Origin of the sequence: Candidatus Fermentibacter sp., from assembly GCA_030373045.1 — a bacterium.
Lineage (GTDB): Bacteria > Fermentibacterota > Fermentibacteria > Fermentibacterales > Fermentibacteraceae > Fermentibacter.
In genome coordinates, this window is record JAUCPW010000058.1 from 1 (window position 1) to 19,696 (window position 19,696).

Annotated in this window: 19 protein-coding genes; 9 read left to right on the forward strand and 10 right to left on the reverse strand. The window is 61.2% G+C overall.

The genetic code is table 11. From position 1 onward, the window contains the following. The first annotated feature begins 686 nt into the window (after window positions 1–686). A complete protein-coding gene (locus tag QUS11_09450) occupies window positions 687–1,748 on the forward strand; it encodes a T9SS type A sorting domain-containing protein (GenBank protein MDM7993527.1) in 1,062 nt (353 codons plus the stop codon). Window positions 1,749–2,059: 311 nt separating this feature from the next. On the opposite strand, the gene QUS11_09455 is transcribed toward QUS11_09450, so the two are convergent. The 5 genes from QUS11_09455 to QUS11_09475 form a co-directional block, all read right to left on the reverse strand. Continuing rightward, window positions 2,060–3,271, reverse strand: a complete 1,212-nt coding sequence (locus tag QUS11_09455; protein ID MDM7993528.1) for a FlgD immunoglobulin-like domain containing protein — start codon at window positions 3,269–3,271, stop codon at window positions 2,060–2,062. A gap of 28 nt (window positions 3,272–3,299) precedes the next feature. Then, the gene (locus QUS11_09460) at window positions 3,300–4,529 is read right to left on the reverse strand and encodes a M28 family peptidase (protein MDM7993529.1); all 1,230 of its coding nucleotides are present in this window, start codon (window positions 4,527–4,529) and stop codon (window positions 3,300–3,302) included. A 351-nt stretch (window positions 4,530–4,880) separates the two neighbouring features. Next, the gene (locus tag QUS11_09465; GenBank protein MDM7993530.1) at window positions 4,881–6,224 is read right to left on the reverse strand and encodes a hypothetical protein; all 1,344 of its coding nucleotides are present in this window, start codon (window positions 6,222–6,224) and stop codon (window positions 4,881–4,883) included. Between the two features lie 31 nt (window positions 6,225–6,255). Then, window positions 6,256–6,519, reverse strand: coding sequence for a Txe/YoeB family addiction module toxin (locus QUS11_09470; protein ID MDM7993531.1), 264 nt, complete (start codon window positions 6,517–6,519; stop codon window positions 6,256–6,258). Continuing rightward, window positions 6,516–6,758: a type II toxin-antitoxin system Phd/YefM family antitoxin gene (locus QUS11_09475; GenBank protein ID MDM7993532.1), complete on the reverse strand. Its 243-nt coding sequence runs from the start codon at window positions 6,756–6,758 to the stop codon at window positions 6,516–6,518. Before QUS11_09475 ends, QUS11_09470 begins: the two co-directional genes overlap by 4 nt. Before the next feature lie 426 nt (window positions 6,759–7,184). Between QUS11_09475 and QUS11_09480 the strand changes: the two genes are divergently transcribed. From QUS11_09480 to QUS11_09495, 4 genes are all read left to right on the forward strand, one after another. Then, the gene (locus tag QUS11_09480) at window positions 7,185–7,772 is read left to right on the forward strand and encodes a hypothetical protein (protein ID MDM7993533.1); all 588 of its coding nucleotides are present in this window, start codon (window positions 7,185–7,187) and stop codon (window positions 7,770–7,772) included. Beyond that, the gene (locus tag QUS11_09485; protein MDM7993534.1) at window positions 7,769–8,086 is read left to right on the forward strand and encodes a transcriptional regulator; all 318 of its coding nucleotides are present in this window, start codon (window positions 7,769–7,771) and stop codon (window positions 8,084–8,086) included. The genes QUS11_09480 and QUS11_09485 overlap by 4 nt, the downstream gene beginning before the upstream one ends. A 483-nt stretch (window positions 8,087–8,569) precedes the next feature. Then, on the forward strand, window positions 8,570–10,363 hold the full coding sequence (locus QUS11_09490; protein MDM7993535.1) for an FG-GAP-like repeat-containing protein: 1,794 nt from the start codon (window positions 8,570–8,572) through the stop codon (window positions 10,361–10,363). A 174-nt stretch (window positions 10,364–10,537) separates the two neighbouring features. Next, on the forward strand, window positions 10,538–12,079 hold the full coding sequence (locus QUS11_09495; protein ID MDM7993536.1) for an SBBP repeat-containing protein: 1,542 nt from the start codon (window positions 10,538–10,540) through the stop codon (window positions 12,077–12,079). A gap of 122 nt (window positions 12,080–12,201) precedes the next feature. Here the strand turns inward: QUS11_09495 and QUS11_09500 are convergent, their stop codons facing one another. Both QUS11_09500 and QUS11_09505 read right to left on the reverse strand, forming a co-directional pair. After that, window positions 12,202–12,426: a hypothetical protein gene (locus tag QUS11_09500; protein MDM7993537.1), complete on the reverse strand. Its 225-nt coding sequence runs from the start codon at window positions 12,424–12,426 to the stop codon at window positions 12,202–12,204. Window positions 12,427–12,560: 134 nt separating this feature from the next. After that, window positions 12,561–14,270 (reverse strand): PQQ-binding-like beta-propeller repeat protein, encoded by a 1,710-nt coding sequence (locus QUS11_09505; GenBank protein MDM7993538.1) that lies wholly within the window; start codon window positions 14,268–14,270, stop codon window positions 12,561–12,563. A 288-nt stretch (window positions 14,271–14,558) separates the two neighbouring features. Between QUS11_09505 and QUS11_09510 the strand changes: the two genes are divergently transcribed. Continuing rightward, a complete protein-coding gene (locus QUS11_09510; GenBank protein MDM7993539.1) occupies window positions 14,559–16,058 on the forward strand; it encodes a potassium/proton antiporter in 1,500 nt (499 codons plus the stop codon). 121 nt (window positions 16,059–16,179) lie between these two features. Here the strand turns inward: QUS11_09510 and QUS11_09515 are convergent, their stop codons facing one another. The 3 genes from QUS11_09515 to QUS11_09525 form a co-directional block, all read right to left on the reverse strand. Then, window positions 16,180–16,887, reverse strand: coding sequence for a class I SAM-dependent methyltransferase (locus QUS11_09515; protein MDM7993540.1), 708 nt, complete (start codon window positions 16,885–16,887; stop codon window positions 16,180–16,182). An 84-nt stretch (window positions 16,888–16,971) separates the two neighbouring features. Next, window positions 16,972–17,610, reverse strand: a complete 639-nt coding sequence (locus tag QUS11_09520; protein MDM7993541.1) for an N-acetyltransferase — start codon at window positions 17,608–17,610, stop codon at window positions 16,972–16,974. A gap of 73 nt (window positions 17,611–17,683) precedes the next feature. After that, window positions 17,684–18,163: a hypothetical protein gene (locus QUS11_09525; GenBank protein MDM7993542.1), complete on the reverse strand. Its 480-nt coding sequence runs from the start codon at window positions 18,161–18,163 to the stop codon at window positions 17,684–17,686. Window positions 18,164–18,406: 243 nt separating this feature from the next. On the opposite strand from QUS11_09525, the gene QUS11_09530 reads away from it, so the two are divergent. Genes QUS11_09530 through atpE form a run of 3 tightly spaced genes read left to right on the forward strand, consistent with a single transcriptional unit; the run spans window position 18,407 to window position 19,696 of the window. Then, window positions 18,407–18,592 (forward strand): AtpZ/AtpI family protein, encoded by a 186-nt coding sequence (locus QUS11_09530; protein ID MDM7993543.1) that lies wholly within the window; start codon window positions 18,407–18,409, stop codon window positions 18,590–18,592. A 58-nt stretch (window positions 18,593–18,650) separates the two neighbouring features. Beyond that, the gene (gene atpB, locus QUS11_09535) at window positions 18,651–19,478 is read left to right on the forward strand and encodes a F0F1 ATP synthase subunit A (GenBank protein ID MDM7993544.1); all 828 of its coding nucleotides are present in this window, start codon (window positions 18,651–18,653) and stop codon (window positions 19,476–19,478) included. Next, on the forward strand, window positions 19,475–19,696 hold the full coding sequence (gene atpE, locus QUS11_09540; protein MDM7993545.1) for an ATP synthase F0 subunit C: 222 nt from the start codon (window positions 19,475–19,477) through the stop codon (window positions 19,694–19,696). The genes atpB and atpE overlap by 4 nt, the downstream gene beginning before the upstream one ends.

The following is a 19,696-nucleotide window of genomic DNA, read 5'->3' on the forward strand; positions in this document are numbered from 1 at the left end:
CGGGAGGAGAGATGCGATTGAAGTCACCTCCATAATCGACGCTAATATTGTCGAGCTAGCGCTTTTCCAGCTCGTTCGAGCCCGATCAACCACTCCATCAGAGGGTTCCATCCGGAATTCAGCAGGACCGCCACTTGCCACCGGCAAGTGGCAGCAGTGACGACTCCTGAAAGAAACATCCGTATGAACGGTCATTCCCTCCGGGAACGCCCGGTCGTCACTGCGTCGTGCTCGCAGACTCGAGGATACGTGCTCGTCACGCTCGCGCGACTGGTCCCCGGGGGACTGCGTATCCCCGTGGGACCGCCATCTTTTCCCGGGTTCAGCTCCATCAAACGGGGAACCCGTCCCGAGAACCGCCCGAGGCTGCTCTCTCTCGGCTGATTCCCATTGGGATAGCATTTAGAGTATCATTTGATCCAGACACAACGCTGCTCTGCATTCACTTTTATCTATCCAGCCGGCCGAATCGGGATTCTGCAATCCCGGCTGCAAGCAGCTCTCTCAGTACACTCACTTTCGCTTGTCCCCCGACGTTGAGCATAATATTGTTCTGATGAAAAGCACTCCTGGTACAGTTCTTACTACAGATCATCGGACCGAGGGTTTCAACCAGGTCATCTTCGTCACTTCGACCGTAATATGCTGTATTGCAGCTCGTAGTACGGCGGATCGGAGAAGAGACCATGAACCGGGAGTTGACGGTCGCTATTCTTGCCTTCGCTTGTCTTGCGGAAGCACAGCCCTGGACGTGGGCGATATCATCTGATACCGATGTTTATTCATATAGGTACGACACGGAATGGAACCTTCTCGAGTCTCACCACTGGAGTGGATCCATTCCAGTCTCGGGCCTGGGAAGTCGCAGATCCTATGACGAATACTTCTATACCTGCTGTCTCGAATCTCCGACAGTGGCTCGCGTCTATCTGTGGGACACCGAGTATTACTCCTACGGATACTGGACCTGTGAAGGAGCGGATTTCACCGATCTATCCGGTTTTGACATCAAGGGTTATTACGGTAACTACGGTGGCTCTCCCTTTGACATGTCCTGGTGCTACTTCGGCGGTAAGCAGTCCACAGGCGACTCACCCGTCATCCATGAATTTGACTACAATTATATTGGGACTCATGTGATAGATACAGATGGATCGACAAGAGGCCTGAGCTTCAACCGCGATTGTGACACTCTCTTCACTCTGGTTCTTGACAGTTCCGGTACTCTCCTGAGCGTGTACGGGGTTGAGCTAGCTTCCTGGCAGTATGAGCTCCTGTTCGGACCCGCTGCAATTCCATCCGGAGCCTCGACCATCTACGATTGCTCGGAATATGAGGGTCATCTCTACTTCGGGGTTTCAGATGGAGCATCCCACCCAGTCTGGGAGATCGACCTCGCAGCCCAGACGATGAATCCCGTGACAGAACTCGATTGGAGCGACGTCTCCTCTCCAATCAAGGGGATCGATGTCTATTCGCTGCCCACCGGCATTGATGATCCAGATGGTCCCTCCCCTGCACCCGGGTGCCTCAGGGCCGGACCGAACCCCTTCATGGACAACGTGATCATCCAGTCAGGCAGCAGCGGCACTCTGATGATATTCGACCTTTGTGGCCGTCCGGCAGTCTTCACGCCTTTCTCTGTCAGCTACACCTGGGATGCCTCCCAGATGTCTTCCGGAGTTTATTTCGCGATACTGGAATCACCAGAAGGAGTATCTGCGCCTCTATGCTTGGTAAAACTCTAGGAAGAAGGGGTGGCGAGGGGATCTTTACGGTCTTTCGGATCGCACAGCCTCGTTATCCCCTCTGTTCCAGTCTCTTATGGCCACATCTTCTTCGACCACGAAAGGATTCCGGGCCTGACTGACCGAAACACCATGCAGGTTGACTGTTACGAAGCCGTCGTCCACGACGCGATCTTCACGAGTTGGGCGATGAGGGTGTTCCATCCAGAAATGACCAAGCCCGCCACTTGCCACCGGCAAGTGGCAAGGCATCTTCACCTGCACAAGCAGCATCTCATCCCGGACGGACCACCCAGCGGCCTGGTTCCGTATCAGATCAGGACAAACAAGCTGGATACCGAACTGTCGAGATCAGATCGCAGTCGCACCAAATAGACTCCCGCCGGCACTCGACTGCCCGACCTGTCCGCACCATCCCAGGAAAGAGAATGCCGGCCCTGGTCCAATGAGCCAAAATCACTCAGGTAGACCAGTCTTCCCGAGATGTCGAAGATCTCCATCCAGACTGAACCGCACGAGGGGGCCTGGACGGTCATGAAGATCGAAGCTCCCGAAGGGTTTGGACTCAATGATGTGATCACCATGGTGGGGTCTGGCTGCGAGCCCCCGATTCCCGTCAGGTTGGTGTGAAGAGCCAGGCAATGGAAATACCCGCAGGCGACCTGTGAGAAGTCCTGATTCGGTGAGGGCTCGAGGCTCTGCCCGTAGTCATTGCGCCCCCAAGCGACGACCGAGCTGTCGGACCTCAGGGCGATGCTGTGAAATCCTCCTCCCGAGACTGCGACGAATCCCTCGTTCGGGTCCGGTACATCGCATTGAGCCCAGTCGTTCCTCCCCCAGCAGACGATGGACCCGTCCGACTTCAGGCCGACACAGTGATCACGCCCGGCGGATACACCGATGAAGTCATCATTGGGAGAAGGAACAACGCATTGGCCATAACCGTTGTAGCCCCAGCACACGACCGATCCGTCTGCCTTCAGCCCTACGCAGAACTGATCGCCTGCATCAATGGCGATGAAGTCCTCGTTGGGCGCTGGAACATCGCACTGGCCATATCCGTTGTCTCCCCAGCAGACGACTGAGCTATCGGACTTCAGGGCAACCGAGTGACCGTATCCGCCGGCCATCGAGAGGAAGTCCTGATTCGGGGAGGGCACTTCGCATTGACCGCATTCGCTCCACCCCCAGCAGAGGATCGAACCATCCTCCCGCAGTCCCAGGGTGTGATGCGCACCAGATGCTACGGAGATGAATCCCTCGTTGGGTTCCGGGACAGTGCACTGACCCGACGCGTTCGATCCCCAGCAGGCGATGGAACCATCCGATCTGAGACCTGCGCTGTGCGCAAATCCGCCTTCAGCGATCGCGAAGAAATCGGAGTTGGGAGAAGGCACATCACACTGTCCCCAGTCATTCCTGCCCCAGCAGACGATGGAGCCGTCCTCCTGTGCCGAAACCTCTGCACAGAAGATGGAGAAGATGAGGAGGGACCGGGTCCATCTGGCAGCAGAAGCACACATTATCCCCTCCTTTGCGGGTGACGATGAGTCAATTGAGTATCACAAGCCGTTCGGAGCCTGACAGGTCATCCTGGATCCAACGTACCAGGTAGACTCCGGCAGGGACCGCCGTAAGGTCCAATGTCCATGGGGAACAATCTTCTGCGAGTGTTTCGACAGGTCGCACCATGTGACCGGACAGGTCAAAGACCGAGATCGAGACTGAGGCGTCGGACGGAGATTCCAGGGATACTTGGATAATACCCGATGTAGGGTTTGGATTGATACGCAGGATCTGAAGGTCTCCCGACCCTGGAGCTCCGCCACCCACTCCGGAAGGCCCTATGGGACCTGCGAATGAAGCCGCCGCCGCAACGATCCCCCTCACGCAATCCGTCCCGAATGGGAAATAGGACATATAGTTGGCCAGGAGATCATTCGGCGTGTGGTTGTAGGGATTGTCGTCCAGCGCGCATTCCCTGCCCCAGATCGCATCCATCCCGAGGAAGTAGAAAACGCTGTGATCGGAGTTCCAGGCATCCGGATCATACGTCAGTCTCGGGTGGGACTGCGGCGCATACTCCTGAACGTAGAGAACTGCCTGCTCAGCGAACTGGTTCGTATCGGAGCTGCAACAGATGAACTCCAGCGAATCCCTGTCATCAGGGGCGTAGAGGATCATGTCCACGTTGATCACGCCCATCACCAGTTCACCAGGGGGCAAGTGCTGCACGTAATAGAGGCTGCCCTTCATGTTCTCTTCTTCGGCCCCGAAAAGTATGAATTTAACGCTGTATTCGTAGTCGTAGGGCGCCATCACCCTGGCTGCCTCGAGAACGGCAGCCGATCCACTCCCGTTGTCGTCCGCACCCGGAGCTACGGTCGAGTCCTCCGACGTGGAGTCGAGATGTCCGCAGACGATGTACACCTGTTCGGGGTGCACCTGACCCGTGATGCTCGCGAGCACATTCCAGCAATCATGATACTGTCCCGACTGTGTGAACGTGAAGTGCTGAATCTCAGAGGGAATCCAGTGGAGCCCGAACCAGGAATCAGTCCAGTCGACGACTTGCTGGAATTGCTCATCCCATAAGGAAGACCTCGATCCGTAATCCTCGAGGTACTGGATCATGGCGATCACGGAATCTTCGCTGACCGAAGCCACCATGGCCTCGACCATGGGATCCGCCGCAAAGGGGGCATCAGGATAGAACCGGGAGACTGGATGCAGGGGATCGTTCGTGGCAAGCAGGATATGAACGACAAGCAGCGGATACATCCATTTGCTCCACTGGTTTGTATGGGCACTCGGGGAAATTCTATTCCCCACTCAATAGAGAGTCAACAAAGGCGGTTTCGGAGACCGGCAGGGTGACTCATTCCCCGGGGACGATCTGGATACATCCGCTGAACAGATCACTGTCGGCATCTATGTCATTCCGGGAGCTTCAGAAGACCGCCTTTCTTCAGTGAGGTTTGTCTGGCTCTTATTGCTTCAATCTCCAGCCGGCAGAATCCCCTTACACCACTGTAGGGCTTCTTTTCTTCGACTTGGTGGGGCTCCTGTGCTTTAGGCCGTATACGTTCAGCAGGCCTGCCTGTTTCGAAGCGCCTCTCCTCTCCGCGACCTTCATGAGCTGTAGCATAGAAGTGTTCCGTCCAGAAATGACCATGCCCGCCAATTTCGTCCCATCTGAGAAACAGGCTTGATGAAATTGGCAAAGCAGACGCAGAGCCGTCTGCTTTTCGTTCTCGCATAAGATGCTCGCCCGATGGTCCCCGGGGGACTGCGTTTCCCTGTGGGACCGCCATTCTCTTTCCTTACGATCAGAATGTACAGACCAGGCTGGCAATCTACTGTGAGGCATCGAAGAGCAGCTCGGGCTATCTCAGCTCGAGCAGACACCACTGGATAGAGTCCGGGATCCTGAGGGACGGCCAGGATCCCCTGCGGGGATATCTCGAAGCGCCAGTCGGCGGCATCTTCCCTGTCGGGCAGAACTGCGGAATAGAGTATCGCTCCGGATCCATCGATCACGTCGAAAGTCGGAGAGAGCTCCGTGCCTCTCTGCACCCACAGATTCCCCAGGCTGTCGATGCCCAGGCTTCCGATCATCGGGCGGTCGGGCAGAGGCTCCCACTCGACCTGCAACGTCTGCGTGGTCCTCTGGAAGAACGACTCGATGTAGGCCCTCTCCTCGATGATCTCGGCTTCCGACTTCGGGACGACGGGGTACTCGAGCCGAAGGGTGTCATGGGGTGACCCGTCCGGATAGAACACCAGGATCTCGGCTCGCTCCTGGGGATCGGGCGCAACGAAGACCAGTCCGTTGCCTGCAGTGAACAGCATAGGGAACAGATCGGCTCTGACCAGATCCGTGGCGATATCCTCGGGGTCCAGTTCGAACTCCTGGTTGAAATAGGTAGCCGTGATGGTGTCAGGATCTGAGCCAGGCCAGCGAGCGACTGACTTGGAAACGATGAACTGCCCATTCTGTGGCAGGAGCTCGCTCCGGATGCCTACGAGATCGGAGGAACCGACCGATACCATCTGCATCGGCGACGAGGTTCCGGTCTGCACCAGACCCAGATAGGCGCCATCTGCCGACAGCGTCAGCCAGCCGCTCTCGTCCCTGACGCAGATACTGCCATCGCCGAGAACTTCCATGAACACCGGGGCGAGCATCTCGCCGGGCCCGCTCCCATGGCGCCCGATCCTGCGGATGAACCCGCCATCAGCGGAGTAGACCTTGATACAGCAGCCGATTCTATCGAGGACCAGCACTTCGTGCGTCGGGGAGATGTCGATGTCCGCTATGTCGCCTAATGAGTACTCGCCAGTCCCATACTCGGCACCTATCGAATCGACGATTGCCAGAACTCGCACCGAATCCGATGGCGTGGTGATCGACGAATTCGGGACACCGTCCGCCGCCTTGCAGGAAAGCCCATGCAGGATCAGAGGCGCCGCCATGGGGAACATGGCCATTACGAGCGATCCGCTTCTACTCGTAGTGCGTCCACATCCGGAGGATCTTGACGATTTTCTCGTCATCCAGGACCTGGTAGACAAGCCGGTGCTGGATGTTGATGCGGCGAGAGATGGCGCCTTTGAGATCGCCCAGGAGCCGTTCGAACGGAGGAGGAGATGCGTATGGATCCTTCTCCAGCAACTCGAGCAGGGCTTCCGTCTTCTCACGGAGCCCGGCGGACCGGATCTTCTTCGCGTCCATCCGAGCCTGCCCGGTGAAGACCAGGCGCCAGGTCACCAGCCGGGCTTTTCGCTGCACTTCTCGACCGGTGTCTTCATGCCCTCGACGATGCTCTCGCGCATTCCGGGGATCGAGAGCACGAAGAGCGTCTCCTGGATCGAGCGCCAGTCCTCCTCGGACAGGAGCACGGCGTTGCTCCTCTTCCCCGTTATCAGGATCGGCTCATGGGTCTCGGCCGCCTCGTCGATGAGGCGGTACAGCCGGGCTCTGGCATCAGTGGCACTCAGCGCGGACATGGCTCTCCCTTTCGTCAGCCATATCGTACGTAATGCCGTACGGCGGGTCAATGCCAACCCTTTGTCCTGGTGCTCCAACCTCCATGGCCACCACTTCTTCGGCCGGGAGAGGATCGATCATCTTCCGGGATCGGGAACGCTCTTCAGGGATGCTTCACGAAACACTGATCCGCTCCCGATCATCATCAGCCGGGCCATGAAGATAACCAGTCCGGAGCACTGGCTGCGCAGTTGCCCGATATCGGCGTTCAATGCCCGCGCTGCACTGAGCAGCGCCGTGCAGTGAGCCATCTCCTGATCGGCCTGTGCATCTGATCCACAGCTGGGCGGTACGGTCCCGGCCCCGGGATCGTCTTGACATGTCCGCTCCCGACGCTATACTCCCGCAGATAGGTTTGCAATACAAACTAATCTGGGGAGGTTGAGATGGATGCGCTGGACCTGAAGGAGATCGAGAACAGGGCATATGCGATCCGCAGCGAGAGCGGGCTGCTCGATGTCGTGATCGGGGCCGGGCTTCTCGGGTACGGGCTGCTCGCAAGCATGGGGGCCTATCTCGTCCCCACCTTCTGCCTGCTCCTGGCGTTGCTGCTCAGGAAGTTCGTCGTGACCCCCCGTGTGGGCAGCGTCCGCTTCTCGGAGGATCGAAGGACCAGGGAGCGGAGAGGAGTGATGCTGATCGCGCTGATCGTCCTGCTGCCCGTTCCGCTCGGGCTCGCCGTGTTCTTCACGCACAGGACGGAGACCTGGACCGGTCTACTCTCGACCCATCCGATCCTCCTGCTCGGGCTCGCTGTTGCGCTGGGAATGACAGCGGTGGCCTGGGCCAAGTCGGCCGGCAGGTTCTACGTCTTCGCCATCATGGCCGTCCTGAACTTCGCCGGGGCCCAGCTCGCTGGCCAGCCCCATACCTGGCCCGTCATGGCCACGGGGGCTCCGATACTGACAGTCGGCGTCGTGCTCATGGCGCGGTTCATGCGGCGCAACCCGGTGCAGAGGGAAGAGGCCGCATGATGGCCTCCGGAGCAGACCGGGAGGAGACGGGCCGTCCGGAGCTGGACAGGCTGATCCACGAGCCCGCGCGTCTTGCGATAATGGCCAACCTGTACGTCGTGGACAGCGCCGATTTCGTCTTCCTGCTGAACAGGACCGGGCTCACCAACGGGAACCTCTCGTCCCACATGAGCCGGCTCTCCGGTGCGGGCTATGTCGAGGAGAGGAAGGATTTCGTGGACCGTAAGCCGCGGACGATGTACAGGCTGACGAAGGCGGGGAGAAAGGCTTTCGACGAGTACAGGCGGGTGATGCTGGCGACCCTCGAGACCTGATCCCGGGCTCGGCCGTTGCTGCTCGTTCCCCCGTCTGAGGGACGGTCGCGCATGCGTTCGAGCGTCCGGCCCGAACATATGCCGCAAGGTTCCAGCGCAAGATCGATCTCGATGTCCAGTCTCCGAGGCTCCTCGATCTCTCAGGTTCCTGGATTCCATCTGACGCGGCCCACCTCGAGACAAGCAGTATCGAAACCGAGCATAAACCCGGACGAAAGCATCAGGAATTCGAGGTCCGGGATGAAGCCGGGCAGCGAATGTCCCGCTGGAACCGGATCTGCGGGCAGATCCCCTCCGCTGCCGACCGAAGGCGTCCTGATCAAGAATCAGTATCGAAAAAGGACGGAAAGAAGTCCGGATTTCTCTGCCGGATGGTGCCGTCTGACCGGAATGGCCCGGTCCGGCTGATCGAACCACCGTTGACATGGTTCAGGATCATGCGAATTATGCAATTTCAAGGGATTTCTTGTGGAGGTGGTTGGGATGCAGCGACTAATCCTCCTCATGCTTCTCATGATCACAGTTTCAGTGAGCCATGCCGACAGCGCAACCCAGACCGACTGGGCCGGCGGCCCCGGGACTCCCGGTCCGGTAACGGCATGGGGAGACATGTTCTTTGAGTGCGCCGGAGCCTCATGGTCGTCTCCATCCGGACAGGTCGACATACTCCCGGGCGAGTACGAGAACTTCATCGACGACTTGTACGCGGCCGAACACATGGATACCGCGGACGTCGACGGCGACGGCGACCTCGATGTGCTGGCGAGCGATTCCTCGTACCTCGCCTGGTGGGAGAATGCCGACGGAGCCGGGACTGACTGGGCCGAGCACTCGATAACCGCTGCAACAGGCGGCTGCATCCGTGCAGGCGACCTCGACGGCGACGGCGATACCGACTTCGTTGCAGCACAGGACATTGTCTCCTGGTATGAGAACGTCGACGGCCAGGGGGCTTCATGGATCGGAACCACTGTCAGCGCCGTTCCCGAGCAGCCCGTGACGCCATGCACGGGCGACTTCGACGGAGACGGCGACAACGACATTCTCTGCGCGGACATGTCCGGCGTCTACATCTACTGGTGGGAGAACGCGCAGGGCGACGGCTCTTCCTGGCTCGAGCACAAGATCCTGCCCGGGCTGTGCACCTCCTATCAAGGCGTGTATCCGGGCGATCTCGACGGAGACGGGGATCTGGATGTCATCGCTGTCGGCCTGGCCCTGCACGGTCTGCTCTGGCTCGAGAACACCGACGGGCTCGGAGGCGACTGGGAGTTGGACACCATCGACATGAGCTACGGCAGTTCCCTGTCCGTAAGAGCCGTCGACATCGACGGTGACGGGGATCTCGATGCACTGGGTTCGGGAGACGGCCCGGATGCCGTCGCGTGGTGGGAGAACCTGGACGGCACGGGCTCCGACTGGAGCAAGCACGTCGTGGCAGACTACCCCGGTGACTGCTGGGGCCTCGGGTCCGGCGATCTCGACCGGGACGGCGACATCGATATCCTGGTCGGCACAGGGATGGATGGAAGGTACATCTGGCTCGAGAACACCGACGGCCAGGGGACGGGCTGGGAGGAGCACGCGGTCTGTGACCTCGAGGAGGACGACATCGCCATGTGCATCATCCCGGGGGACGTCGACGGCGACGGCTGGACTGACATCCTGGGCGAGGACCTCCTCCGCTGGTGGGACATCCATGTGAACGAAGCGCTCCTGGAATCCAGCATCCTCTACCTGTCGGGCGATCCGGGCTGGGGAGACCTGGACTGGACCGGTGACTCTCCCGCTCTGACCGACATCTCCTTCCAGGTGAGGGCTTCCGACGATTTCACCGTGATGGGTGAATGGTCGGGCATCCTGGATGAGCCCTGCAGCCTTTCGGGCATCCTCCCCGAAAACGCGAACTACTTCCAGTACAGGGCCATCCTGACCACGGAGGAGCTTGCAGTCAGTCCGTCCCTCCACGACGTCACGGTCTCCTGGAACCCGCTGGGCACCGAGGGGCCCGGGATGCCCGACGGCTTCGAGCTTCTTCCCTTCGCATCCAACCCCGTCTCCGGCCCCATGACCGTCACGATCGGGATTCCAGAACCGTCGGTGGTCACTCTGACGGTTCTCGACATCGCGGGCAGGATTGCGGGATCGGCCGGTCCGGTCGAGTTCCAGCCCGGATATTCGCAGATCTCGCTGGGCGAGCATCCGCCGGGCGTCTACTTCGTTCTGATGCAGGCCGGGGAGTTCTCTGCGGCCAGGCGCCTCGTGATCCTCGACTGATCCGGTCGACGCCCCGGATCACGGGCGGGCAGCCCGGGGTCTGCGACGGAAGCTGGCGCCGGACCAGCGCCAATGCCGACACAGTGTGGGTCATGTCGCTGATCCGGCTTTTCGCGAGGAGGGATCGAGGTGTGTTCCTCATCGAAATATCCATTCCTGTTTGCGTTGGCTTCGGTGATCGCATCCGGCGATGCTTCCGCGCAGTGTGACTTCCCGATAGAGGAATGGGTCTCCATCTGCAACGGGACCGGCAACAGCTTCGATCATGGAAATGACATAGGGATGGACTCGGAGGGGAACATCTTCGTCGCCTCGGCGAGTACCGGAGCAGGAACATCCTACGACTTCGTCACGATGAAGTATGACTCCGACGGCAATATGCTCTGGTCGAGGAGCTTCGACGGGATCGTCCATGGCGGCGACTATCCGAATGCGCTGGTCGTCGACGGGTCGGGGAGCGTGATCATTACGGGGGATAGCAAGGGAAACGACGGCTATGACGACTATCTCACGGTCAAGTATGACTCGGATGGAAATCTTTGCTGGTCAGCAAGATATGATGCTTCGGACTACTATGATTATGCACGCGACGTAGCGGTCGATTCCTATGGGAATGTCTATGTGGCCGGGACGACCTGTTACGACGAGGATCACGAGTATTTCACCACCATCAAGTACAGCTCCTCGGGCGTGCAGCTGTGGGCTGTGAACATGTACGCACCCAACCTGTACAACGATGCCGCAGCTATCGCGATCGACGGCGACGGATACGTATTCGTAACCGGATACAGCGCCGGAGGGTACGCTACAGTCACGTACAGTCCGGACGGCGTCGAGCAGTGGATCCGCCGACTCAACACATCAGTGGGGGCCAACTATCCCAGCGACATCACGGTCGATGCCGCCGACAACGTGCTCGTGACGGGATCCAGCCTGGACTACTCGACGGGCTACGACTACCTCACCGTGAAGTACAGCTCTGAAGGAGCATTGGAGTGGACGGCACGGTACGATGGATCGCAGGGCGAGTGGGACTACGCGGATGTTGTCTGTGCCGATGCCTCCGGAAACGTCATAGTTACGGGTTCATCTTTCGTTCACTGCGCTACCGTGAAGTACGACCCGGACGGAGAGCTGCTTTGGGAGACCATGTATCCAGATGTCAGCGAGCCGTATGACATGACTCTCGGCACCGGCGGAAGCATCTACGTGACGGGGGACAGGGGTGGCACCCAATCGGATTGCATGACAGTCCTCTACAGCTCCTCGGGCGTCCAGCAATGGGCGGTGTTCTACAACGGAATCGCAGACTATGACGATCATTGGGAAGCCGTCGCACTGGACTCGAACGGCGATGTCTATGTTACCGGCACCAGTTGGGGAGTCGATTCCAAGACCGATTGCATAACGATCAAGTACGACGGCAATACCGGCATCGAATCCGGGAGACAGGATGTGGCATCTGTGCTGAGAGTCACTCCCAATCCGTCTGTTTCGAATCCCTCGATCCTGCTCGACATGCCCGAGCCGGTGGAATGCAGTGTCTCTGTCTACAGCCTCGATGGGAGGCTGGTGGACACCATCCATGAAGGCATGCTGGCAGCGGGAGTGAGTACGCTGGGATGGGATAGCGTGGAATGCCCGGCGGGTGTGTATCTGGTGGTGGCACGAACGATCGAGCGGACGATGTCGGCAAGTGTGATTCTTCTCAGATAACCGCGCCGGTCAGGGTTGCCCGATGGGAAGAATCCACTGCAGCCCGGAACTCCTCCGCTCTCCGTGTACGATGAGCCTGTGCGACTCTGCGGGGTAGCCCCGAAAACGGGGCAGGCAGGAGGCTAGTCCTTCCTGTAGGTGGTGTGCGGCGTGAGGGTGCCGCACTTCTGGCAGTACACCAGACGCGCGGGCTTCCCCGTAGCCTTCCACCGAACGCCGCCGGCATCCCAGACCGAGATCTCGTGCCCGCACGCGCAGCGCATCATCCATCTCTGCGACTCCTCGCGCATGTCCCTCGCCCATGCAGCCGGCACAAGCGAGGTGAGGATCTTCTGGATCAGTGTCATCTCGGCCTCCGGGTGGAGTTTGCTGCCTCGATCTGTGACATGCCTGCGAACATACGGCTGCGGCCGTCTTTCCGCATCCGGCACATCCGAATAATCCAAGCTACGGATCTCCAGAGAGCAGACGGGACTGGCGATCATCTCAGAAGGCAGACCGACCTGGTGATGTCTCCTTCCGGCGATGACAACAGCAGGGCATAGATCCCGGGAGGCAGTAGCCTTCCCGAATCGTCGGATCCGTCCCAGCTCAGGAGCTGTGTCCCGGCCGGGAGCTCGCCGCTCCGGAGCGTCCTGACCAGCCTGCCGGACAGGTCGAAGACCCGGACCGAAGCCACTCCCGGCGAGGCCAGCTCGAAAGCTATCGACGCGCACGAGGCGAACGGGTTCGGGTGAATCGTCAGCGCCTGATCCGAAGCAGCCGGATCCTGGCCGGGATTCGTCGCGATGCCGGTCTGGGTGACGACGAACTGGATCGTGTCGCTGGCGGCGATGGCCCCGCCCGACCAGGAGTTCACTATCAGCTCGTTGGTTCCCAGATCCGCGTAGAGGTCGTCGCGATACGTCCACTTCAGCCCGGTGCCGAAGGCGTACAGGTTGCTGTCGGAGGCGGCGATGTACATCACCCCGTCGGTGATCGCCGGGCTGCCTACAACTCCCATCCAGCTCGTGGTCGTTCCGTAGCTCCAGATCTCCTCTCCGGTCTCCTCGTCGAGGGCGCGGATGTATGCAGTCCACTCCTCCGTTGGAGTGGCATCCCCGAAGAACACCAGCCCGTCCGCGACTCCGGGGGAACCGTGCAGCCAGTTCTCCCAGATCGGAACGAGATACTGCCATTCGATCGCCCCGGTCGAGGAGTCGAGGGCGACGACGGGATTGGGCGGCGGCAACTCATCGACACCGACGAACACCCGGCCGTCGTGAAAGGCCGGAGTGGACGTGATGAAACCCAGCTCGGGGCTCTGCCAGATCAGGGAGCCGTCGGAAGCATCGATGGCGTATACCACATCGTCGAATGACCCCCCGATGTAGATGACGCCGTCCACCAGGCATGGGGAGGAATCCCAGAAGCCCCCGCAGCCGAAGTTCCAGACAATCTCGCCGGTTTCGGCGTCGAATGCGGCCAGGCCATCCTGCCAGGGGCAGTAGACATTTCCGCCCCAGACCGTGAGCGTGCTGACCGATCCGACATACTCATCGGATCGCCAGACTTCCTGTCCGGTGGCGATGTCCAGGGCGAATACAGAGCCGTAGTTGAAGTACACCCTGTCACCGTAGGGCACCGGAGGACCTGGGATCTCAGTAGTCATGACCCCAGGGCTGAAAGCCCACAGCCTCTCACCTGTCAGCGCATCCAGGCAGTACACGGAATCGCACGAGAGGTAGGCGCGCCCGTCCTGCACGTGCATGCCGTCGTCGAGACACAAGCTCATCCCCTCGTATCGCCAGAGCTCCTCCCCTGTCGCGGCATCGAGGCAGTATGCGATGCGGTCCTCCGACGAGTTGTAGTACACCCTTCCGTCCACGATCACCGGGGTCGCGAACTCGTGGGTAGTTCCCGTCACCGCCGCCGTCCACATGACCGTGTTGTCGTGAGGAGCGGGGGATTCCGAGTATCCGGTTCTGCAATGGTTCCCCATGTAGGTGTACCAGTCGGTGACCAGCCTGGGGACCCCGGCGGGATCGCCGCCGTTCAGGACGAGCGTCACCGAGTCGGGCAGCGAGTTGTCGTTCTCGACGACAGCCCTGATGGTGAGCCAGTCTCCGTCGTATGACGCCCCGTCCGAAGGCTCGAGAATGGAGACATCGACCGCCGACAGCGCGGCGAGCAGCGAAAGGCAGATGACCATACGTCCCCCCTTTCGGCGAACAGCATCAACTCGCAATAGGAATAACGTAGAGCAGGCAGGAAGTCCATCCTCACCACGGAGGATGAGTCGGACTGCTTTGTTCCATAGAGGGGGTCATCCTGAATCATCAAACCGTCTTGTCCTTCGGTGCGGGCTGCGTGCGGGAGTCGGGACCGAAATTGAAGAATCAGTCCGGGATGCCGTGCGGAGGCACGATGGCGCCGCCGGGCCTATAATCGAACTCAGCCGTACTCCATAGCGTGCCCCGATCGATGAGGAATGTCTCGAATGACCGACATGCCGGGCATCTCACCAGTGATGATCCTCGCCGCCGGCCTGCTGATCTTCCTGGGGGCCCTGGCCCACCGCCTTTCGGAGCGCATCGGCGTCCCGGCCCTGCTCCTCTTCCTCGGGATAGGAATGCTGGCCGGATCCGACGGCATCGGCGGCATCAGCTTCGACGACCCCGACGCAGCGAACTCCGTCGGTGTCTTCGCCCTGGCCTTCATCCTCTTCTCCGGCGGCCTCGACACCGACTGGCGAAGCGTCCGCCCGGTCCTCGGCCGGGCGCTCCTGCTGGCCACGGCCGGCGTGATCGTCACGGCCCTGCTCGTAGGCTTCTTCTGCAGATTCGTGCTCGGCATGCCTCTGTTCGACGGACTTCTGCTGGGGGCGATCATCTCCTCGACCGACGCAGCAGCCGTCTTCGCCATCATGAAATCCCGCAGAGTGAGGCTGAAGGGCAACCTGAAACCCCTTCTCGAGCTCGAGTCGGGAAGCAACGACCCCATGGCCGTGTTCCTCACGATCACCGTTCTCGGCTTCGCCACCGGAAGCGCCGCTTCGTGGACATCCTCGGTCGTCTCCCTGGTTGTGAACATGACCCTGGGGATCATCACGGGCGTCGCCAGCGGATTCCTGGCCTCGGCAGCCTTCAACCGCCTCAGGCTCGCCTCCGAAGGTCTCTATCCGGTTCTGAGCCTGAGCGTGGTGCTCATAACGTACGGATTGTGCAACACGCTCGGAGGGAACGGATTCCTTGCGGTCTACGCCTGCGGCATCGTGATGGGCAACAGGGATTTCCTGCACAAGCGCGGCCTGGCGCGATTCCACGACGGTGTCGGATGGCTGATGCAGATCATGCTGTTCGTCGTCCTCGGCCTTCTCGTCTATCCCTCGCGGATCCCGGGTGTTGCAGGAACTGCGCTCCTCGTCGCGCTCTTCCTGATGGTCGCCGCTAGGCCGGCCGCAGTGTTCATCAGCCTGATCGGCAGCGCCTTCACGATTCGCGAGAAAGCCCTTGTAGCCTGGACCGGTCTCCGCGGCGCCGTGCCGGTAGTGCTGGCGACGTTCCCCTACCTCGCGGGCTACCCCAATTCCGACATCCTCTTCGATGCGGTCTTCTTCGTCGTGGTGCTGTCAGCCCTCCTCCAGGGGAGGACGCTGATGCCCGTGGCGAGGCTACTCGGAGTGGATGCTCCCCTCTCGGACCGCCCGAGATACCCGATCGAGTTCGAGAGGACGACCGGCATGAACGGCGATACCATCGAGATAGACATCCCGGCGGACTCGGCGATGGTCGGCAGGCCGGTATCCGGGATGGGTCTCCCGGAGGATGTCCTGATACTGCTCATCCGCAGGGGCGGGGAGTTCATCGTACCGAAGGGCAGAACCATCCTGCAGCCCTACGACACGCTCCTCCTGCTCGCCGGGAAGGACGCCCTGCATGAAGCCGGGGAGATCATCCGGCGCAGCCCGGACCAGACCGGGGAGATCAGGGACGGATAGCCGCGCCGGAAGTACTGCCGGGGTGGGCTGGGACCCGGCGGCCTGCACCGGGGTCTATCGGTTCAGTTGACTGTACGATCCCCTCGACGATCCTCCGCGATGGATCGACCGGGAGCCGCCGTCACGGTTTCGTGAATGCACAGACCAGGCAGGACTCGTCGACTTCGGTGACCGATGCCTCGAGGCCGCACTCCCTGGCCAGATCGAGGAACCCCTCCCGGCTGAATGTGCCGGACCTGAACCCGTCCCTGCACACGATGACCCCGTCCCGCGTCCGATCGAGGTCCAGAGCGCCGAGCAGGCCTGCGGCGGCCTGAGCCTCGAACCACTCGACGCGTTCCGGCCAGATGGAGGCGGAATAGGTGGAGAAGACCGCCCGCCCTCCAGGACGGGTGACCCGCAGGGCCTCGTCCAGCAGGACGCCGGGATCGGCCCCGAAGGCGCAGATGCCGTTCTGCACGCATATCACGGCATCGAAGGATGCGTCGCGGAATCCGAGCCGGCAGGCATCCATCGCAGCGAAGCTCACGGCCCGTGACGCTCCGGCCTGCCCGATCCCGAGCCTCAGGCTGCCCCGGGCATTGTCGATGCCGACGACCACCGGAATCGCTTCGGCCAGCCGGAACGCGACCCTGCCGTAGCCGCACCCCAGCTCGAGCACGGAGCCGGCCCCGGCGAGGATTTCCTGCAGATATGCGATCTCGGCCTCGAGGTACCTGCGTATCCGGGGGGAGGCCAGCTCGTAGCACCTCAGGAGCCTCTCCCCCGAGAGCCTTTCCCTGTAGTAGCCGGGCTGGGCCACCTCTTCGCCCTCCTTCTCCCTGGGCATCGGGACAGGGCCACCCAGGGAGGCCGGAATCATCCAGTCCGCGGGATTGACGGCTCCCCCGCAGGCCCGGAGGCCGTGCGATCCCTACTTCACGATGGACCGGATGGCGATCGAGAAGATCTCCTGCGTGTGGCTGTAACCCTTCTCCTTCGGGGGGAAGCCCGAGTCGAAGGCCTGGGCGGCGTCCTCGTCGATGTTGTAGACGTCGCTGTATCTGAACACCCTTCTGCCGGCCGGAGGGACGTTCCCGCCCAGATCGAGCGCGAGCATGCCGTGCGGGCAGTCTCCGTCCTGGTTGCTAATCCCGTAGTCCCTGCCGCTCTTGAAACCGAGCCGGCAGTAGTTGTGCGGATCGCCGAAGATGACGATCATCCCGGCGCCTCTTCCGCGTGCGATGTCCGCGGTGTGCCGGACGAGGGCGCTGCCGATGCCCCTCCGCTGATGCGAAGGAAGCACGCAGAGCGGGCCGAAGCTCACGATCTCTCTCTCGGCGCCGTCCTCCCCTACCAGCCAGGCCCGCGTGTACATGATGCTGCCCACGATGCGGCCGTCCGACTCGGCCACGAAGTCCAGCTCGGGGATGAAGTCGGGGTGGCTCCGCATGACATGCGCGAGATAGTGCTCGTTGCATCCCGGGAAGTAGAGGTTCCAGAACGCCTCGCGGTTCAGCTCCTCCACTTCGCGATAGTCGCTCTGCGTCTCTCTTCTGATGGACAGGTCCATTTCGCATCCTTCTGCTGTCGAGTGAATGATGCCGGCAGTGAGAGTGCGGGGCCATGCCCGGGGAACGAAGGCGTCAGCGCCTGTCGCTCTTCGAGATCCGGTCCACGAGATCCTCCCGCCAGGGGTAGCGGGCGCACCCGGCCATGACGAAGATGAAATCATGCACCACGGCCAGGGTGACCCAGAAGCCGTGCGGCGTGCGGAGCAGAAGACCGAGTACCAGCCAGCAGAAGAGGGTGAAGACGAGGGGGACCGCCACCATCCAGACCAGGGCGCTGCGCCTCTGCCGACCGATGACCAGGCGCCTGTTTTCTGCGCGTTCCCGGAGCCTCTCCTCCTCTTCCAGCCTGTGGGATTCGACATCCTCGACCAGGCGGACACGGCGCTGTTCCTCGAGGAAGGCGGCGAAGCACTCGTCGCACTGCTTCTGCGGGGTATGGAAGCAGTCCCTGCAGACTATCTTGCCGCACACGGCGCACTTGTACACCGACTCCCGGCCCAGGATGACGCCCCTCGAGCAGACCTCGCAGAACAGCTGCTCCAATGCGGCCATCACACCTCCGGGATAGCGGTCTTTTCAATACTCGTGCCGGGGCCCTCGCACTGTCAAGACGCCCTCCCGCGCGACCGCCGCCCATCCGGTTCCTCCGACAGCGGATTGCACTCTTCCGGTCCGGGGCTTTTCTTATGATAGTCTCCCGAGGATGCACGGGCCGGGAACGCCCGGCTCCCGGCGGGATGGTGCGGTTTGGTCAGGGGCGATCCGGGAGAGCGGAAACATGCGCATCAGCTCGCATTGCTCACCGGCATACCCTTCATGCTGGGGGCGGCGACTCTGCTCGGCTGGTGGCTTGGCAGCCTTGCCGACCGGCACTTCGGTACGGGCGTGATCCTCCAGGCGGCCGGCGCCGCCATCGGATTGGCGGCTGCCGGGGTGGATACGGCGAGGCTCATAAAACGAATCAGCGAAGAGGATTCCTGATGCCTTCGCGGTACGGGGCGTGCGCAACCCGGCGCGCGAATGCCGGGGCGGTCCGCTGATGCAGCCTGCAGTTGCGGCCTCCTCTCCCGGGGTGAGCGTCGAGATGCCCAGGCTCTACCAGGTTCTGGGCCCCGACCTTGTTCCTCATGATCTGATGGCATTCCTGGATACGTGGGGCGGCAACATCCTCGCGCTGGGCGCCCTGATCCTGATCGTGATCCTCATGACGAGGGCGGCCTCCCGGTCCGAGGCGGTGCCGGGCAGGTTCCAGAACGCGGTCGAGGCCGTGGTCGAGGTACTGGAGAGCCTGTTCAGGGACATCCTGGGCAGCAGTACGAGGGAGTTCCTCCCGTTCCTGGGAACGCTGTTCCTCTTCATACTCTTCATGAACCTGACCGGGCTGATCCCGCTGCTCCACTCGCCCACGTCCCAGTTCGAGATCACCCTCTCGCTCGCGATAGTGGTCTTCTGCTACGTCCAGATCGTGGCGACCCGGAAGCTCGGGCTGATCGGTTACATCGACCACCTCATGAGCAGGCCCCGGGACTTCGTGAGCTGGCTCCTGGCACCTCTGATGCTCCTCCTGCACCTGGTCGCCGAGCTCGCCCGACCGATCAGCCTTGCACTCAGGCTCTTCGGCAACATCACAGGCGAGGAGGCTCTGATAGCTGCATTCACCGGGCTTGGAGTGCTTGCGCTCTCCACCACGGGTTCACCGGTAGGGGTGCCGCTGGGCCTGCCGTTCATCTTCCTGGGAATGCTCTTCGGCCTCGTACAGGCCTTCGTCTTCACGATCCTGAGCGCCATCTACATCGCGCAGGTGCTCCCCCCGGAGGGGGAGGACCACGGCAAGGATACCATCCAATCCGAAGGAGCGGTTCGATGAACTATCTCAGCATCACTCTCCCTCTGGGCGTATGCATCGCCGCTCTGGGGAGCGCGATCGGCCTGGGGATGGCGGTGACCGCCGCGATGAACGCCGTCGCACGGCAGCCGGAGGCCGCGGGCAAGATCCAGATAATCATGGTGATAGGCTGTGCCTTCATCGAGGCCCTGACGATCTATGCCGTCGTCGTCGTCTTCATCCTCCAGGGCAAGATGTAG

Excerpts from the sequence above, each read along its gene's own strand:
- QUS11_09490 (MDM7993535.1), top strand. The coding sequence starts at position 8,570 with ATGCAGCGACTAATCCTCCTCATGCTTCTCATGATCACAGTTTCAGTG.
- QUS11_09450 (MDM7993527.1), top strand. The coding sequence starts at position 687 with ATGAACCGGGAGTTGACGGTCGCTATTCTTGCCTTCGCTTGTCTTGCG.
- QUS11_09465 (MDM7993530.1), bottom strand. The coding sequence starts at position 6,224 with ATGGCGGCGCCTCTGATCCTGCATGGGCTTTCCTGCAAGGCGGCGGAC.
- QUS11_09480 (MDM7993533.1), top strand. The coding sequence starts at position 7,185 with ATGGATGCGCTGGACCTGAAGGAGATCGAGAACAGGGCATATGCGATC.
- QUS11_09505 (MDM7993538.1), bottom strand. The coding sequence starts at position 14,270 with ATGGTCATCTGCCTTTCGCTGCTCGCCGCGCTGTCGGCGGTCGATGTC.
- QUS11_09515 (MDM7993540.1), bottom strand. The coding sequence starts at position 16,887 with ATGCCCAGGGAGAAGGAGGGCGAAGAGGTGGCCCAGCCCGGCTACTAC.
- QUS11_09475 (MDM7993532.1), bottom strand. The coding sequence starts at position 6,758 with ATGTCCGCGCTGAGTGCCACTGATGCCAGAGCCCGGCTGTACCGCCTC.
- QUS11_09510 (MDM7993539.1), top strand. The coding sequence starts at position 14,559 with ATGACCGACATGCCGGGCATCTCACCAGTGATGATCCTCGCCGCCGGC.
- QUS11_09525 (MDM7993542.1), bottom strand. The coding sequence starts at position 18,163 with ATGGCCGCATTGGAGCAGCTGTTCTGCGAGGTCTGCTCGAGGGGCGTC.
- QUS11_09520 (MDM7993541.1), bottom strand. The coding sequence starts at position 17,610 with ATGGACCTGTCCATCAGAAGAGAGACGCAGAGCGACTATCGCGAAGTG.
- QUS11_09455 (MDM7993528.1), bottom strand. The coding sequence starts at position 3,271 with ATGTGTGCTTCTGCTGCCAGATGGACCCGGTCCCTCCTCATCTTCTCC.
- atpE (MDM7993545.1), top strand. The coding sequence starts at position 19,475 with ATGAACTATCTCAGCATCACTCTCCCTCTGGGCGTATGCATCGCCGCT.
- QUS11_09460 (MDM7993529.1), bottom strand. The coding sequence starts at position 4,529 with ATGTATCCGCTGCTTGTCGTTCATATCCTGCTTGCCACGAACGATCCC.
- QUS11_09500 (MDM7993537.1), bottom strand. The coding sequence starts at position 12,426 with ATGACACTGATCCAGAAGATCCTCACCTCGCTTGTGCCGGCTGCATGG.
- atpB (MDM7993544.1), top strand. The coding sequence starts at position 18,651 with ATGCAGCCTGCAGTTGCGGCCTCCTCTCCCGGGGTGAGCGTCGAGATG.
- QUS11_09485 (MDM7993534.1), top strand. The coding sequence starts at position 7,769 with ATGATGGCCTCCGGAGCAGACCGGGAGGAGACGGGCCGTCCGGAGCTG.